This window comes from Bacillus sp. Root131 (assembly GCF_001429475.1).
Classification (GTDB): Bacteria; Bacillota; Bacilli; order Bacillales; family Bacillaceae_G; genus Bacillus_A; species Bacillus_A thuringiensis_S.
Genome location: NZ_LMJQ01000001.1, coordinates 271,344 through 287,368 on the forward strand (window position 1 = coordinate 271,344; position 16,025 = coordinate 287,368).

A 16,025-nucleotide genomic window follows, 5' to 3' on the forward strand; every position below is an offset into this window, starting at 1 on the left:
GTTATGAGAAAAAGATTCGTTCAATTTTCTTTTGCAGTACAGTATCTAAAGATTTGACAAATCCAGCAAATTCATCGGTAGAAATCATATGAGTAAGAACGAGTCGTCTGCCATCTGGTGTTTCACCGCATAAGACGAATGAAGAAAATTCATATGTTTTGTTTTCTACTACTAATTTTGGGTAGGAATACGTGTCGCTTTTCTTCTTCTTTCCATCAATAGAGATGACGTTGCATTTTTTCTCATTGTTGTCCATGATGAACCCCTCCTTTCTATTACTTATGGTAGACAAGGAGGGTTTAGAACAATAGAGAAAGGGGAATTTTTATGGGTGTAGTAATAGAGTATATTTCGAAAGAAGAAGCTATACCGAAGTCTTTATTGCTACTTGCTGATCCAAGTGAACGGCAAATAGCTACATATGTACAAAGAGGATTAACATACGTAGCAAAGCAAGAGGGTAGCGTTATCGGTGTATATGTTCTTTTAGAAACAAGGCCAAAGACGATGGAAATCATGAATATTGCGGTTGCAGAGCATGTGCAAGGAAAAGGGATTGGAAAGAAGCTAGTAAGTCATGCTGTAGAAACTGCTAAAGGATATGGTATGTCAAAACTGGAAATTGGTACAGGTAATTCTAGTGTTTCACAACTTGCTTTATATCAAAAATGTGGATTTCGTATTTTTTCTATTGATTTTGATTACTTTTCGAAGCATTATGAAGAAGAGATTATTGAAAATGGCATTGTATGCCGTGATATGATTCGGCTTGCAATGGAATTGAATTAGAACGTATAACTTATTTAGGGGGAAGAGAAGATGGAAGTACATAAAGCAATTACAGCACATTCTCGTAAACAAAATGAAAGTGTAAAAGCATGTTTACAATTAGATGCGCAGCGTGAAGCAGCTATTGAAGCAGCCGTATCTCTTGCGTCAAATGGGAAAGAATTTTCGGTTGATGTCATTAATGTTGTAACAAAGCAAATTAATGATCTTGCAAAAAATGGTGTTACCTTGCAGCGTAAATATGTTACAGAAGAAATGGTTATGGAGTATGTAAGTCGTTTACAAGAGAAAGAAGGTCGTTAAAGATGATAGTTACAGTCGAATGGTTACGTGAGCATATAGAAGATGAGAACGTCCGTGTAATCGATTGTCGTTTTGATTTAGCGAATCCTAATTGGGGTAGAGAAAAGTATGAAGAAGAACATATTCCTCATGCTTTATATTTTGATTTGAATTTAGATTTATCAAGTCCTATAGTAGAGCATGGTGGCCGCCACCCGTTGCCAAGCATTGAAGAGTTTGCGGACAAGCTTTCGGAGGTTGGTATTGATGAACATACGACAGTAATTGCGTATGACAGTCAAGCTGGTGCAAATGCTGCTCGTTTATGGTGGTTATGTAACTATGTAGGACATGAGAAAGTATATATATTAGATGGTGGTTTCCCGGTTTGGAAAGAGAATGGACTACCGACAACAACGGAAATTCCTGTTGTTATACGAAAAACATTCAAAACAAACATACAAGATCATATGCTTGTATCGATGGAAACAGTAAGAGAGAATATCCAGGCAGGTGCAGATGTTACGTTAATTGATTCAAGAGAGCCAAAACGTTATGCTGGTGTAGAGGAACTTGTCGATCATAAAGCAGGACATATTCCGACAGCAGCAAACTATTTTTGGAAGGATGGAATGTTGCAATCAGGACAATTTAAGAATGAAGCTGAGCAACAAGGACGATTCCAAAATCTGTCGAAAGATAAGGAAACCATTGTATATTGTGGTTCTGGTGTTACGGCATGTCCAAATATCATTGCGTTAAAATTGGCTGGATTCCAAAATGTTAAATTGTATGCGGGTAGCTGGAGTGATTGGATTTCTTATCCAGAAAATCAAATTGCAAAAGAAGAAGATTAATCACTTGCATGCAAAAATAATTTGTATTAAAATAAGGTCACAAGCAAGAGATTGCTCGAAAAACTTTGTATTTTACACATTGGAAACAATGTGATAATATAACGACAAGTAAATAATACATCCTGCGGTGTACGTAACTTATTTATGTCTAAAACCGATGTTAGTTATACGGAAGCTCAATATTTAGCGACCATCATCAAGCCTTCCTTGTGGAGGAAGATGTACGGTAACTGTGAGGGCATCCACCTGCGAGTAGCGGGTTTTTGGACATTTACGAGGAGCGGCACGTGCGGGGGTCTTATTTCAACTAACCTTATATAAAATTCCTACGGTGTACGTAGCTTATGCATGTCTTAAACCAATAAGTTTAATATGGAAGTTCAATATTTAAATGTAGCTAACATGCCATCTTTTTAAGAAGGAAGTTACAAACATTTGTGAGAGCATCCACCTGTGAGAGCAGGTTTATGGACATCTAGAGAGAACGGCATATGTGGGGCTATATAAAAACCTTACGTTTTATACGTAAGGTTTTTTTGTTGCATAGATATATCAATATTATCTTGATTCACCTGTGAAGTTTCCGTAATAAATGTAGCACTTTCTGTCTTCATCAATCTCTCTTGAATCCAAGGAGAATTCCATAGACATGCCGTCTCGCTGAATATATATAATATCTGAATGAAGAGATGGTAAAATTTCTTCGTAGTTCCATACATCTTGACTATCTACTAAGCTTGAACTCGTTTCACTTAGTTCTCTAATTTCAAAACCGATGTGGGAGTATGTAGGGTCTGAAGGGTCATTGGCGAAAACTTCTTTTTGAATATAAATAACTGCTGTTCCGTCTGGATCAACCGAAGTTGCAGTAACAACATAAGTATTTTTCTCTTTAATAAAATATTCACAAGTCATGCGTGCGATAATTTCAGAATTAGAAATATTGGCGTAGTTCCATAAAGCAGGATACCCTTTCGTTTCATCATTAAGTCGATATTCTAAGCGCATTTCATCCCTCTTCTTCCTTTTTCTTCTACTTTATCATGCCATCCTATATAATAGGAATAGAATTTAAAAAGGGGAGTGCGAAGGTGACAAAAACGAAATGGCTAGTAGGTGGTGTCGTAACGTCTTTAATGACTGGCACTTTATTTGGTTGCGCACAAGATCTTCCCCCAAAACCGAATGATAATAGTTGTTCTGATTGGGATTGGGATGATGAACTTGGGGTATGGCAGTGTGATGATAGTAGTTCAGGTTATCGTGGGCATTATTTCTATGGTGGGCGATACTATCAAAATAAATCCACTTTTAAAAATTCATCGGCGTTTAAATCGTATCAATCGTCTGCTGAATTTAAAGGTGGAATTGGAAGCGGTTCAAAGGGAGGATTTGGGGGCTAAAATATGTCGCAATACATAAGGGATCGAAAAGATTTTTATTTAAAATATCCGAATTTTTGGTCGGATTTATATGAATGTGAATATAGTTTGTTTCATGTTTTTTCTATAACAAATCAGACTTTGGAACAATTACACTTAGCGACTGAACGAATGGGTAAAATATTTTTTAAGACTGCTAGACTTTTGCGAAATTTAAGTGACGAACAGCTTCTTGAGCTTGGTTTTCCTCCTGCGAGCTTATCATTCATTAGAATGAAAGGATTATATCCTGAATCTGTTATTTCACGATTTGATTTCGTTATAACGGTTGATAACCAAATTAAAATGCTTGAGTTTAATAGTGATACACCAACTTTTATTATGGAATGCTTTCAAATGAATGGAGAAATTTGTGAAAACCTAGGTTATGATGATCCAAACTCGGATCAAGAACGATTACTATCTTCTGGTGTTACGAAAGCTGTAATGGAAGCGACAAAGGGATTAGACAATCCAAATGTTGTTTTTACAGCACATCATGAACATATTGAGGATTGGAATACGACTATGTATTTAAGTCAGTTATGCCATGTTGAAAATAAAGTAGTGCCAATGTCAGAACTTAGAATTACGAAAGGTGCTCTAGTTGATAAAGATGGGGCGAAGATTGATGTTTTATATCGCCAAACATATCCGATAGAAGATTTAATTGAGGATCAAGATCCTGAAACAGGAGATTTGGTAGGTGTGGAACTGCTGCAACTTGTAAAAGCCGGAAAGCTTTTTATAATAAATCCTTTGTCAGCATTTTTACTTCAGCCAAAATCAATTCAGTGTCTTATTTGGGGGTTAGCAGAAGAAGAGGTCTTTTATACAAACGAGGAACAACAGTGGATTAAAGAATATATGTTACCTACATATTTAGAACCAGATTTATTTTTAGGAAAAGGTTCTTTCGTTCAAAAACCTTCATTTGGTAGAGAAGGAGATACAATTACGATTCGCGATAAGGATGAAAATATTATGCTTCAAAATGCACATCAAACGTATAAAACTTCACTGCCGATATTTCAAAAGTATATAGAACTTCCAGTCGTATCCTTGGAAACAGAAAAAGGGATGGAGAAACTGTCGTATGTGTTTGGTTCTTTTTTAATTGTTGGAAAAGCAAGTAGTATCGGTATTCGCGCGGGAGAAAAGATTACAGGAAATGAATCGTACTATTTACCGGTAGGTATAAAAAGGAGGGGGAAAAATGATTAATTTTCTATCATATTTAGCAGTAACACTCGGACTTTTATGTATTGGTCTGTTCTTGATGGAAGTGACAACGAAAGTTAAGGAATTTAAGTTAATGGCTCAAGGGAATAAGGCGGTAAGCTATGTGCTTGGAGGACGATTACTTGGGTTAGCTATTGTTTTATATTCGACAGCAGCTAATTCAATTTCACTTCTTGATATGATTTCGTGGGGAGCAGTTGGGATTTTGGCTCAAATTATCGTTTTTTATTTAGCTGAGTGGCTTACACCACGCTTTAATATAAACAAAAGTCTTGAAGAAGATAATCAAGCAGTCGGTCTTTTTCTTATGTTTTTATCGCTTTCAATTGGGATTGTAATTGCTGGCTGTATAACTTATTAAAAACTTTACGTTTAAACGTAAAGTTTTTTATTTTATTCCGCTATTTGCCGGGCAGCCCGATTGGTGAGGGCTAATAATCAGTGGGGGATGAACAAAACCCCACTGATTAAAGTTTCACTTTATATATGTTAGTTTGCCATACCTTTTGAAAAAATTGTAGGCTACGGTTGACATCTATTTTAAATAAGAGTAACATTTTCAATGTAATGAAAATAAGTCTCTGTTAGGTGAGGCTCCTGTATAGAGAAATGCTACTGCCCAAAAATGTCGAGAGACGCCAATGGGTCAACAGGAATGATCGAATTAAGGTTTTTCTTAACGTAGCTGGTAATGTACCTATGCTATACAGTGCTAAAACTCGGTGAGGGAGAGGTCCGTAGATTTCTAATTATATTAGAAATCGTTTATTTGTGTATGTAATGGCCACTACTCTCTTAAGGGTAGGGGTCTTTTTTGTTACCAAGCTATGAGTAATTTCATAGTATAAACTATAAAATTAAACGAGGAGGTGAGGAGCATGTCAAATTCTGACTCGGTTCCGTTACCCATATACTTCAAATCAAAAATATATGATGTAGGCAGGAAACGATTTGTTCCTCCCTCTATATTTATCACAATGTAGCGTTTATAAAGCGCTAGACACTTTCACAGTAAAGTGGATAAATTGAGAAACAAAGCGTTTCTTCCTATGTTGTAAAGGAGGAGACGATAATATGTTATATGCAAACAAAACTGTGGGTAACACGTCATATAAACTAAGTAAAAAATCAATAAAAGAACAAACAATGCTTCAAAAAAATAAAGATTTATTAATTGAAATTGCAACAAGAGATGTAAAATCTGTATTTGCATATTTTAAAACAACAAGAGACGGACTATCAATGAAAGAGGCACAAAAACGTATTCAAGTATATGGCCGAAATGAACTAACTTCAAAAAGAGCACTTCTTGCAGAAGTAATGATGAAGCTTAGTGGCATGATCCCAGGTTTTTCAAAACAACGTGTTTGTGATGAATTACAACGTGAAACGATTACTGTATCTAGAGTAGAATGTTCTAGTAGTACAGGGCTAAATAGTGAACTGAAAATGATGGAGATACCAGTGCAAGAACTTGTACCTGGAGATATGATTTTTCTTTCGGCTGGAGATGCTGTGCCAGCTGATGTACGTATTATTTATGCAGATGATTTATTAGTAAATGAGTCTGTGTTAACGGGAAACGAAGCGAGTATAGAGAAGTTTGAAAGCTGCTATCACCTTGAACGTAAACGATTTATTCCATTAAAACGGATGAAAGATTATAATCCACTTGAGCTTGAAAATGTATGTTTTAAAGGTTCGCATATTGTTAGTGGAAATGCAAAGGCTGTCGTTGTTTCTACTGGAAAAAATACGTATTCAGGCATATTGCATACTTGTTGTAGTAGGATGTCTTAATGTGTGAATGGTGCTAAATATACAAAAACCATGTATAATAGACAAAGTTGAGCAAAAACGTAGAATGGTAATCTATTTATATAACCTTACGTGATAACGTGAGGTTATTATTTTTTTAATAGGAGAGGAATTATGAAAAAAGTATTATTAGTTGATGGTATGGCACTATTATTTCGTGCTTTTTACGCAACAAGTGTCTACGGACAATTTATGAAACGACAAGATGGAACCCCTACGAACGGGATTCATGGTTATATGAAACACTTGTTAACAGCTACGCAAGCGATCGAACCAACACATATCGTTACATGCTGGGATATGGGAAGTACGACATTTAGAACAGAATCGTTCTCGAATTATAAAGCAAATCGTGCAGCGCCACCAGAAGAATTAATTCCTCAATTTGATTTAGTGCAAGAAATGACTGCGAAATTATCCATTCCAGTTATCGGTATGAAAGGCTACGAAGCCGATGATTGTATCGGTACGCTTGCAAAACAATATTGCAATGAAGCTGAAGTTTATATTTTAACTGGTGATACAGATTTACTTCAACTTGTTGATAAGAACGTTACAGTTATGCTTCTGCGTAAAGGAATTGGAAATTACGAATATTACACACCGGAGAAAATTATGGAAGAAAAAGGTGTAGAGCCGTGGCAAATCGTCCATGCAAAAGCTTTCATGGGAGATACAAGTGATAATTATCCAGGTGTAAAAGGTATCGGTGAAAAAACAGCGTATAAGCTTATTCAAGAGCACGGAACAGTATCCGCTGTACTAGAAAATGTAGAATCATTAACGAAAGCGCAGCGTACGAAGATTGAAAGTGATTTAGAGAACTTAAATATTTCGTTGCAATTAGCACAAATTCACTGTGAAGTTCCAATTTCATGTTCACTAGAAGAGGGACTACACACAATGGATGAAGAAAAACTTAAATTTGTTTGTGAAGAAATGAATTGGGGAAGACCTGAAATATTAATAAATATGCTATAAATAGTTTAGAAAGAGGGATGTTGCATAAGTCGAACTTTGACTTATGCAACACCTTCTTTTTGTTTTTGTAAACAGTATTATAGTAAATAAAATTATGTCGAAATCAATTTTAAATATATAAATGTTTCGACAAGATATAATGATAAAAGTTGATGGAAATAGTAATTTTTATAATGAAGTGAATTAATTTCAACATAGTTTTAGAGAGTCTTTTTTTCGTGTTCACAAAGTTGTCAGAAAATAAACGGAATTTTCATATGAAGTTCAAATAGAATTCACAACAATCAATTATTATAAGGACACACAGATAATTCTTTATCTTTTATATAAACCATCCCCCAAGGAGGACAATGAAAATGAGAAAAAAAGTGAGAAAATCTTTTAAACAATTATTAATTGAAAATAAACAATCACTATTAAATAATAAAGAAAATATGAAAGAAATTGAAGAAAGAATTGAGAAACGACATGTAGCATATAGTGGTGCCAGTAATTAAATAAAATAAAAAAGATAGCCTATATAGGCTATCTTTTTTATTTTATATTGAAAAAACGCTATTCATCTCTTTAATTTTGTAAATATGCAAGATATTTTTATAGTGTTTTTCTATCAATATTACTCATTTTTCGAGGTTGAAATTGGTATATACCAATTTTCGAGATTTACTATTCATAATATTACAAAAAATGTTACAATACACTCAAATTTATACTATAAAATCATTTTAATATGAAAAATTGGAATGAAAAGAAAGGAGAGGAATATGAATAAAGATGTCGCTTTGAAATGATTAGTATCATTTCATTAGGAGTTGATGTAAAAAGATGAAGAGATACGAAGAATTGGACTCTATAAGAGGGATTTCTTCATTAGTAGTAATGATTGGTCATCATTTAATGATTTTTTCAGCATTTCAAAATTACAGTTATGAAGATAATAAACCATTTGTTGTGTATCTATTAAAAGAAACACCTGCTCGTCTAATTTTTAGTAGTGGTAACGAATCTGTTATTATCTTTTTTGTTTTGAGCGGATTTGTTTTGTATGAATCTATTGAAAAAAACTATAGTAGCTATGGGTCATACCTTTTAAAACGTATATGCAGAATATATATTCCTTATATTGTGGCAATAATTATAGCGATTATATGCCAGACTACAATTAGTGAATATGGTATTTCTTATTTAAGTGAATGGTTTAATCGCTCATGGACGATTGAAAGTTCTTCAAGCTTAATCGCACAACATATTTTATTGGTTGGGAAATATAATACAGATGCATATAACGGTGTGATTTGGTCGCTTGTCCATGAAATGCGAATATCAATAATTTTCCCGTTAATTTTGATGATTTGCTTACGAAAAACGTTAAGGGGTTCATTACTATTATTGTTTAGTTTTAGTATATGTTCTGTCATCATATTATTTTTGTTTCGTTCGGGCTTAACATTAACAAGCTATGCATTAACTTTGCATTATACGGTGCTATTTTTACTAGGAGCACTAGTTGCGAAGTATAAAAATAATTTAATAGTTTTTTATAGTAATTGTACTAAAAACACGAAAATTGCATGGTTTTTATTTGCGATTTTACTTTTTATGTATGAAGGGCTTATTGGAGAAATGAAAGTGCTCAATAATTTTATATTTCGAGACTATGTAGTGGCGATAAGTGCATGTCTATTTGTCATATTAAGCTTGTCAATATCAACTTTGTCGTCCTTACTACGTAATAAATACTTGTTATATTTGGGGAAGATTTCTTACAGTCTTTATTTATATCATATTATATCGTTATTTTCCCTTATATACATGCTCCATAAAATATTACCGTTGCTTATTATTTTAATTTTTTCACTTGTTTTTTCGTTTATATTTGCAATGCTTTCGTATATATATGTAGAAAAATTTGCATTGAGAGTCGGAAAGTATGTAACAAAACAAGTGGATAGAAAGGAGAAAGGGTTATCTGTAAAGAGTGACTTGCAGGATGTTATTCAGAAAAGGGCGGTGAAATAATTGAAGCAAGAAATGAGTATAAAAGATTTTCAACAATTATTGAAAAGAAGATTCGTAACGATTATTTTAACGATGTGTTGTTTAACCGCTTCTTTAGTTCTTATCTCTATGTATGTTTTAAAGCCGTCATATCAATATTCAACGCAAATTCTTGTTGGGAATTTAGATGAGTTTAATAAGGAAAATTCAACAAATAAAACACAAGAAAATAAGCAACTAGTAACATCGTATGTCGATATTTTAAAAAGCCCATTAATTATTTCAACAGTTAAAAAAACTTTGAAATTAGAGCAATCAAGTTATGAATTAGCACAAAAAATCTCGGTGGTAAATACGGACAACTCACAAATTGTAACTGTTACAGTAAAAGATTCCAATCCGAAAGTCGTGAAAGACATAGTAAAGACATTGGCAGAGCAATCACAACAAAGTTTTCAACAGTACACAAATGTACAAGGTGTGAAAGTGTTGACGGATCCTGAGTTACAGGAACAGGCTGAAAAATTGTTTCCAAAATTTCAACTAATCATTCCTATTTCTTTAATTGTTAGTTTTTTTGTTGGGATAGGTTTAGCTGTATTTCGAGATTATTTTGATGAACGTATATACACGGAACAAGATTTAGAGAAAATAACAACAGTCTCTGTTATTGGTCACATAAATATGAAACCGAATAGAAAAAAGAAACCTACAGAGGTTGATAAACAATCATCTATATATCGAGGTGAACATGTTGATGTTTAGGACAAAGAAACAGCTGCCATTCGATCTGCATGATGATCTGATGAAAGAACAGTTTTATACGGTGTATCACGAGCTAAAAAAATCTGGAAAACAACTGTTCACAGTTAGTTCAACGAAGGACAGAGGGGTTGTTGCCTCGCTTATAGTAAATATGGGTCTAGTGTTTGCGGAAATGAAGAAAAAGGTGTTACTTATTGATGTGAATTTTTCTGATCCTAAATTACATGTATTATTACAAAGTGATCACATGATAACAGTAAACGATATAATAAGCTCTTCCCCCTGCAATTATGAATCTTTTTCTAGTAATTTGTCTAAATACTTATATTGTATTCCTGCAAAAAAAACAGTACACACAGGGACCCCCTTAGTTGCTATGGATGAATTTGATAATGCGATTGCTAAGTGGAAAGAAGATTTTGATTACATTTTCTTTTATTCTTCTGAAGTATTTGACCTTCCTGCTACGCACATTATTGCAGGGAAGTGCGATGGAGTGGTTTTAGCAGTTAAAAAGCGAAAAGATTCACTACGTACAGTGCAAAAAGTAATAGCGGATATAAAGAGAAAAGAATGTGAATTAATAGGTATAATTTTATATTCTTGAATGTGGGGGTAACGATCCATGATTCGTGAAACAAATCAAGCCAAGTTGTATACGATTCCGGCTCAAGAAAAGCCTAGCATATTGAATCGAAGTGTAAAACGCTTGTTTGATATTATATTTTCAATCATATTGTTACTATTAACGATACCAATTATGTTGTTCTTTTGTATTATGATTACTTTAGAAACATCAGGGGCTCCAATTTACTTTCAAGAACGTTTAGGTATAAACGGGAAGAAGTTTAATGTATTTAAATTAAGGTCGATGGTAAAGGATGCTGAAATGAACGGACCACAATGGGCAAAAGAACATGATCAAAGAATTACAAAAGTTGGATTGTTTATAAGAAAAACGAGAATTGATGAATTACCACAACTCTTAAATATTTTAAGAGGAGATATGTCTTTTGTAGGTCCTAGACCAGAGAGAGAGTTTTTTTATAATGAATTTGATGCGTATATTCCAGAATTTAAGGATCGTTTAATGGTAAAACCAGGCTTAACAGGATGGGCACAAATAAATGGAGGGTATAATCTTGATCCAAAGGAAAAGTTGAGGTTAGACATGGAGTATATTGAAATGAAAACGATTCGGATGGACATCCGTATTTTATGTAAGACCGTTTTAATTGTATTGAACGGTAATGGTGCAAGATAAATATATATGTAAACAAACAACATATGTAAGTAGGTTACTTGCAAAGGAGAACTGGTATGGGTAGATCTATTCTAAATAATATTATCCATCTATTTTATAGCACGATTTTAGCTAACCTTCTTCAGGCTGTCAGTTTAATTGCTTTAGCAAACTTTTTTAACGCACAACATTATGGGATGTTTAGTGTTGCCATAGCAGTGACGTTTGTTATGTTATTTTTTACAGACTTAGGACTTAGTAATACATTTCTTCGAGAAGGGGCAAAGGATGGAGCAGATTTAGAGAAGATTTTATCATCGTATATAAAAATAAGAATGATTCTACTTATTTTTATTTCTATCATCGGTTATATTTCTATTCATTATATGTATGTAGATAAAAATTTAATTTATATGATGATAAACGTAATGTTTTTCATGTTAATAGGATTAACTTGGCAAAACATAGGGATTGCCTATTTTCAACTGACGGAACGTATGAAGTATATAGCGCTCATTAAAGTTGTATCATCATCGGTTGTTATTATAATTACATTTTTTTGTATTTTCGGAGAATTACCGGTGTATGTAACGGCTCGCTTATATGCTTTTGGGTATATGATCGGCGGTTTATTCAGTATATATATCATGAGAAGAAAGACGAAAATGAATATGAAAGTCGTAATTCATAAAGCGTTATTTTGGCAATTAACTCCTTTTATTATTAGCGGTTTTTTAATAATGGGTACGCCACAATTAGCGCCTATCTTGCTTAACTATACATTGCCATTAAATATGGTAGGTGTTTTTGCAGTGGCGTACCGGATGCCAGCAGCTTTATATCAAGTACCGGGGGTAATTGCAGGTGCATTTTTTCCAGTGCTCTTTAAGCATTATAACCAGAATAATTTAGAAGAGCATACGAAATTAAATTTGCTTCAAATTAAATCAATGGCGATTGTAGGAATATGTATGACGATCGGTTTATATCATTTAGCACCATACTTTATTTCTATATTTTTTCATGAAGAATGGAGCAATGCAGTAGAACCACTCCAAATATTATCATTTCTTATTGTGCTACAAAGTTTAAATATTGCCATTGCTGACGGTTTAACGACGAGTGGATGTCAAAATAAAAGAACTGTTGTGCAGTGTGTAGCATTGGTGATAGGTGGGTTTATGCTTTATAGCTTTAGTAGTATTGGTGGAGTGATAGGAGCGGCATACGCTATGGTTTTATTTGAAATCGTCGCTTTAGTGGGATATATAGCGGTAAGTGTAGTGAAGAAAAAAATTGTATTCCAAATTGTAATACCGTATACAATTTATTTTGGTGTAACCTTTATTGGAGTGCAATATATAGTGCATACATATCATTTGATTGCGCTTGTTCTTAATATACTAATTGTAGTAGCTGCCATATTCCTATATGATTATGAGCTAAAAAAACTTCTTCTTTCTTTTATAAGAAAAATACGCAAAAAGGATTATATTACGAAACAGGGGATATAGCCTATGGGAAATAATATGAAAGTATCGATGGGATGGATTATTCTTCTAATATTATTTGTTATGTTAAGTAAATACAATTTATATATTGGATTTTCATTGAAGGTATATATGATTTTTTTAGTCATATATTTTTGTTTAACAATTAAAGACTTTCATATTCAAAAGTTATATTTTCATGAAGTTGTATTTTTACTGTTTTATTTCATTTATTGTTTAAGTGGAATTCTTTCTATGTATTTAAATACTAGTATTCGTATGATTTTTGGCGTGCTACTCGTTTTAGGATGCTATTTTATAATGAGGAATTTATTGGGGAATACTGAAATAGTGGTACTTGAATCATCTATTGCTTATGTAGGAGTAGTATTTAATGTTGTAAGTCTAATACTCTATATAATCGGTTTACAATACTTTGGTTTATACGGTGGAGAAGAGAGAGAAATTTTTGCTGGGTTATTAGTTGATAGAGGATATCCACGGTTAATTGGATTGCTAGATGATCCTAATATTTTCATTTTCTATAATACAATATTTTTTATGTACTATATGACGAATTTACAAAATATCACCAATATATTAGGGTTGATTTTATGTGTTACGACGAGTCTATTAACCTTTTCAAGGGGCGGTATATTAGCTCTTGTACTTGTCGTTTTTGTATATATATGTATGTCTAGTTTCGTTAAAAAAGTAAAAATAATTATGAGCTTAGTATTGTTTAGTTTAGTTATTTTTAGTTTATCGAATAGTGTAATGGGGGGCCAATTAGATGACATATTAAATAAACGAATTTCTGATTTTTCCCATGATAATGGAAGTGGTAGATTTACATTATGGGAAGCTGCTTTTAAATATTATTTATCCAATCCATATATCGGAATCGGTGCTTTTAACTTCTCAAATTATTATGAGTATCAATTTAATGAAAAATTATATGTACACAATACATTTTTAGAAATTTTGTCTGAATCGGGTACAATTGGTTTTCTTCTATATAGCGCGTTTTTATTCATATTAATGTTCAAGCTAGCGCAGCATACTTTATTTCGTGAAAAACCATACCTTCTATTGACTATGATTGCATTTTTATTTCAGATGATGTCATTGTCACTCATTATTAACGAAGCGTTCTTTTTATTTTTAGCAGTTGTTGTGAAGTATATTTCAATATATGAAGGAAGGAGAAAGATAGATGGTAAAATGTCTATCAGCACATAACGAGCCGCCTTATGTTTCTGTAATAACACCTTCTTATAATAGTATACGATTTATAGGTGAGACAATTTTATCTGTACAGAATCAATCGTATGAAAACTGGGAAATGATTATCGTTGATGACTGTTCAACCGACCAATCTGCCGCAAAAATTAAAGAGATAATAGAAGGAGACTCACGAATTAGGTTATTATCATTAAAAGAAAATGTCGGTGCTGCTAAAGCTCGGAATTTAGCTATTCAAGAGGCGAGAGGAAGGTACATTGCCTTTTTAGATAGTGATGATATATGGTTGCCGCATAAATTGAAGACACAATTATTATTTATGGAAGAAATGAATATTGCTTTTTCATATGCGTCGTATAGTTTAATTGATGAAAATGGTAATGAACTAAATCGCGAAGTGAGTGTACCAAAATCTGTTGACTATCATTATTTAGCAGGGAATACAATTATCGGGTGTTTAACAGTGATGATTGATCGTGAAAAAATTCCGTATGTCGAAATGCCTAGTATACAGCCGGAAGATACAGCGTTATGGCTGAACTTATTACATGAAGGGTATGAAGCAAAAGGGATACAGCAAGTATTAGCAAAATATAGAATTGTTACAAATTCTGTTTCTAGAAATAAAATTAGAGCAGCTTTCCGGTATTGGAAATTGTTAAGGGAACAAGAACGACTGAATTCGGTGCAAATTTTTTACTATTTTAGTAAGTATGCTTATCATGCTTATAAAAAAAATAAAATCAATGTAGTTGGGAAGACGCAATTATGAATATACTGTTGATGACAGATAAATTGATAACTGGCGGAGCCGAGAGCTATTTCTGTAAATTGGAAAGTAATTTGCATTATGAGGATTTTGAGATTTATACAGCTGCAGGTAATGGAGAACTATATGAATCTCTTACTAGAAAAGAAAATTTTATATTACTTAGTCGATGGAATCATTTGAGAAATATTTATTATTTACGAAACGAAATTTGTAAACGAAAGATAGAACTTATTCATGCAAATAGTTTGCGAATGGTATTATATGCTTTGCTACTTCAAAAGTTTATTAAAAAAAAGATGAAAATTGTTTATACGAAACATAATGTAACGATATTAGAAAAGAAAATGCCAACGCTTTTTCGTTATTTCATGAATAAATATGTAAACAATATTATTACAGTAAGTGAGTTTGAAAAGAATAATTTAATTTCAATTCATGTAGCAGAAGAAAAAATAAATACAATTTATAACGGTGTCGATATTGAAAAGTTTTTATTCCAGCAGAAAAAGAAAGAATCTACATATAAAATAGGGATATTAGCTAGATTATCCAAAGAGAAAAACCATCTACTATTTGTCAAAATTGCAAATGTGTTGAAAAAGAGAAATGATTTTATGTTTTATATTGCTGGTGATGGACCAGAGAAAGAATCGATTATGAAAGAAATAGAAAAATATGGATTGCGACAAAGTGTAAAGATGCTAGGAAATATTTCAGAACCGCATGAGTTTATAGGGAAAATGGATGCCTTACTTTTATTATCTTTTCGTGAAGTATTTCCAATGGTAGTAATTGAAGCGATGGCTACAGGGACACCAATTGTTTCAATAGATGTTGGCGGAATACATGAAGCGGTAATAGATGGAGAATCAGGTGTTTTGGTATCTGAATATTGCGAATTGGAATTCGCAAGTGCACTGGAGGAACTACAAGGGAATGAAGAAAAGGTAAATGCTATTAGACTCGAAGCACGAGAGAAAGCAGTGAGGTATTTCTCGTTAACTAAAATGATAGAAGAAACGAAAAATATATATGAATTAAACAAATGACCGGGTAGGTCGTTTGTTTTTTTTATTATAGAAACTTTTAAGAGAGAACTCACATATTATATGAAAAAGGTAA

At 32.9% G+C, this 16,025-nt stretch carries 19 protein-coding genes, 2 other RNA genes and 1 riboswitch; of the genes, 19 read left to right on the plus strand and 2 right to left on the minus strand.

What is annotated here, in order from left to right; genetic code table 11:
- Position 1: 1 nt before the first annotated feature.
- The gene (locus ASE54_RS01440; protein ID WP_000369740.1) at positions 2 to 256 is read right to left on the minus strand and encodes a DUF3931 domain-containing protein; all 255 of its coding nucleotides are present in this window, start codon (positions 254 to 256) and stop codon (positions 2 to 4) included.
- A gap of 71 nt (positions 257 to 327) precedes the next feature.
- On the opposite strand from ASE54_RS01440, the gene ASE54_RS01445 reads away from it, so the two are divergent.
- From ASE54_RS01445 to ssrS (ASE54_RS33405), 5 genes are all read left to right on the plus strand, one after another.
- Complete coding sequence (locus tag ASE54_RS01445; protein ID WP_000539328.1) at positions 328 to 789, plus strand: GNAT family N-acetyltransferase; 462 nt, start codon at positions 328 to 330, stop codon at positions 787 to 789.
- 30 nt (positions 790 to 819) lie between these two features.
- Complete coding sequence (locus tag ASE54_RS01450) at positions 820 to 1,092, plus strand: YpbS family protein (RefSeq protein WP_000451820.1); 273 nt, start codon at positions 820 to 822, stop codon at positions 1,090 to 1,092.
- A 2-nt stretch (positions 1,093 to 1,094) separates the two neighbouring features.
- Positions 1,095 to 1,928 (plus strand): sulfurtransferase, encoded by an 834-nt coding sequence (locus tag ASE54_RS01455; protein WP_000637581.1) that lies wholly within the window; start codon positions 1,095 to 1,097, stop codon positions 1,926 to 1,928.
- Between the two features lie 116 nt (positions 1,929 to 2,044).
- Positions 2,045 to 2,227: non-coding RNA, 6S RNA (ssrS, locus tag ASE54_RS33400), on the plus strand.
- A gap of 21 nt (positions 2,228 to 2,248) precedes the next feature.
- Positions 2,249 to 2,432: non-coding RNA, 6S RNA (gene ssrS, locus ASE54_RS33405), on the plus strand.
- A 54-nt stretch (positions 2,433 to 2,486) separates the two neighbouring features.
- Here ssrS (ASE54_RS33405) and ASE54_RS01460 read toward each other — a convergent pair.
- The gene (locus ASE54_RS01460) at positions 2,487 to 2,936 is read right to left on the minus strand and encodes a hypothetical protein (protein WP_001235522.1); all 450 of its coding nucleotides are present in this window, start codon (positions 2,934 to 2,936) and stop codon (positions 2,487 to 2,489) included.
- 83 nt (positions 2,937 to 3,019) lie between these two features.
- On the opposite strand from ASE54_RS01460, the gene ASE54_RS01465 reads away from it, so the two are divergent.
- From ASE54_RS01465 to ASE54_RS01525, 14 genes are all read left to right on the plus strand, one after another.
- Positions 3,020 to 3,331, plus strand: a complete 312-nt coding sequence (locus ASE54_RS01465) for a hypothetical protein (RefSeq protein WP_000169030.1) — start codon at positions 3,020 to 3,022, stop codon at positions 3,329 to 3,331.
- Between the two features lie 3 nt (positions 3,332 to 3,334).
- Positions 3,335 to 4,573 (plus strand): glutathionylspermidine synthase family protein, encoded by a 1,239-nt coding sequence (locus ASE54_RS01470; RefSeq protein ID WP_000084927.1) that lies wholly within the window; start codon positions 3,335 to 3,337, stop codon positions 4,571 to 4,573.
- Entirely contained in the window at positions 4,566 to 4,952 is a 387-nt protein-coding gene (locus tag ASE54_RS01475; RefSeq protein ID WP_000606873.1) for a DUF350 domain-containing protein, read from the plus strand. Before ASE54_RS01470 ends, ASE54_RS01475 begins: the two co-directional genes overlap by 8 nt.
- Before the next feature lie 212 nt (positions 4,953 to 5,164).
- Positions 5,165 to 5,328: riboswitch (M-box (ykoK) riboswitch) on the plus strand.
- A 337-nt stretch (positions 5,329 to 5,665) separates the two neighbouring features.
- Complete coding sequence (locus ASE54_RS01480) at positions 5,666 to 6,391, plus strand: cation-transporting P-type ATPase (protein WP_000964952.1); 726 nt, start codon at positions 5,666 to 5,668, stop codon at positions 6,389 to 6,391.
- A gap of 132 nt (positions 6,392 to 6,523) precedes the next feature.
- The gene (locus ASE54_RS01485) at positions 6,524 to 7,390 is read left to right on the plus strand and encodes a 5'-3' exonuclease (RefSeq protein WP_000757071.1); all 867 of its coding nucleotides are present in this window, start codon (positions 6,524 to 6,526) and stop codon (positions 7,388 to 7,390) included.
- 356 nt (positions 7,391 to 7,746) lie between these two features.
- Positions 7,747 to 7,887 carry an FbpB family small basic protein gene (locus ASE54_RS33410; protein ID WP_001228048.1) on the plus strand — a complete coding sequence of 47 codons (141 nt, stop codon included), beginning with the start codon at positions 7,747 to 7,749 and terminating at the stop codon, positions 7,885 to 7,887.
- Positions 7,888 to 8,215: 328 nt separating this feature from the next.
- Positions 8,216 to 9,409 carry an acyltransferase gene (locus tag ASE54_RS01490; RefSeq protein WP_000833048.1) on the plus strand — a complete coding sequence of 398 codons (1,194 nt, stop codon included), beginning with the start codon at positions 8,216 to 8,218 and terminating at the stop codon, positions 9,407 to 9,409.
- On the plus strand, positions 9,410 to 10,153 hold the full coding sequence (locus tag ASE54_RS01495) for a Wzz/FepE/Etk N-terminal domain-containing protein (protein WP_000807061.1): 744 nt from the start codon (positions 9,410 to 9,412) through the stop codon (positions 10,151 to 10,153).
- Entirely contained in the window at positions 10,140 to 10,760 is a 621-nt protein-coding gene (locus ASE54_RS01500) for a CpsD/CapB family tyrosine-protein kinase (protein ID WP_002163913.1), read from the plus strand. Before ASE54_RS01495 ends, ASE54_RS01500 begins: the two co-directional genes overlap by 14 nt.
- 18 nt (positions 10,761 to 10,778) lie before the next feature.
- Positions 10,779 to 11,417, plus strand: coding sequence for a sugar transferase (locus ASE54_RS01505; RefSeq protein WP_000617647.1), 639 nt, complete (start codon positions 10,779 to 10,781; stop codon positions 11,415 to 11,417).
- A gap of 56 nt (positions 11,418 to 11,473) precedes the next feature.
- Positions 11,474 to 12,910, plus strand: coding sequence for an oligosaccharide flippase family protein (locus ASE54_RS01510; RefSeq protein WP_000533719.1), 1,437 nt, complete (start codon positions 11,474 to 11,476; stop codon positions 12,908 to 12,910).
- A 3-nt stretch (positions 12,911 to 12,913) separates the two neighbouring features.
- Positions 12,914 to 14,128, plus strand: coding sequence for an O-antigen ligase family protein (locus ASE54_RS01515; protein WP_000527869.1), 1,215 nt, complete (start codon positions 12,914 to 12,916; stop codon positions 14,126 to 14,128).
- Complete coding sequence (locus ASE54_RS01520) at positions 14,103 to 14,903, plus strand: glycosyltransferase family 2 protein (RefSeq protein WP_000237677.1); 801 nt, start codon at positions 14,103 to 14,105, stop codon at positions 14,901 to 14,903. The genes ASE54_RS01515 and ASE54_RS01520 overlap by 26 nt, the downstream gene beginning before the upstream one ends.
- Positions 14,900 to 15,952 carry a glycosyltransferase family 4 protein gene (locus tag ASE54_RS01525; protein WP_001023693.1) on the plus strand — a complete coding sequence of 351 codons (1,053 nt, stop codon included), beginning with the start codon at positions 14,900 to 14,902 and terminating at the stop codon, positions 15,950 to 15,952. Before ASE54_RS01520 ends, ASE54_RS01525 begins: the two co-directional genes overlap by 4 nt.
- Positions 15,953 to 16,025 lie beyond the last annotated feature (73 nt).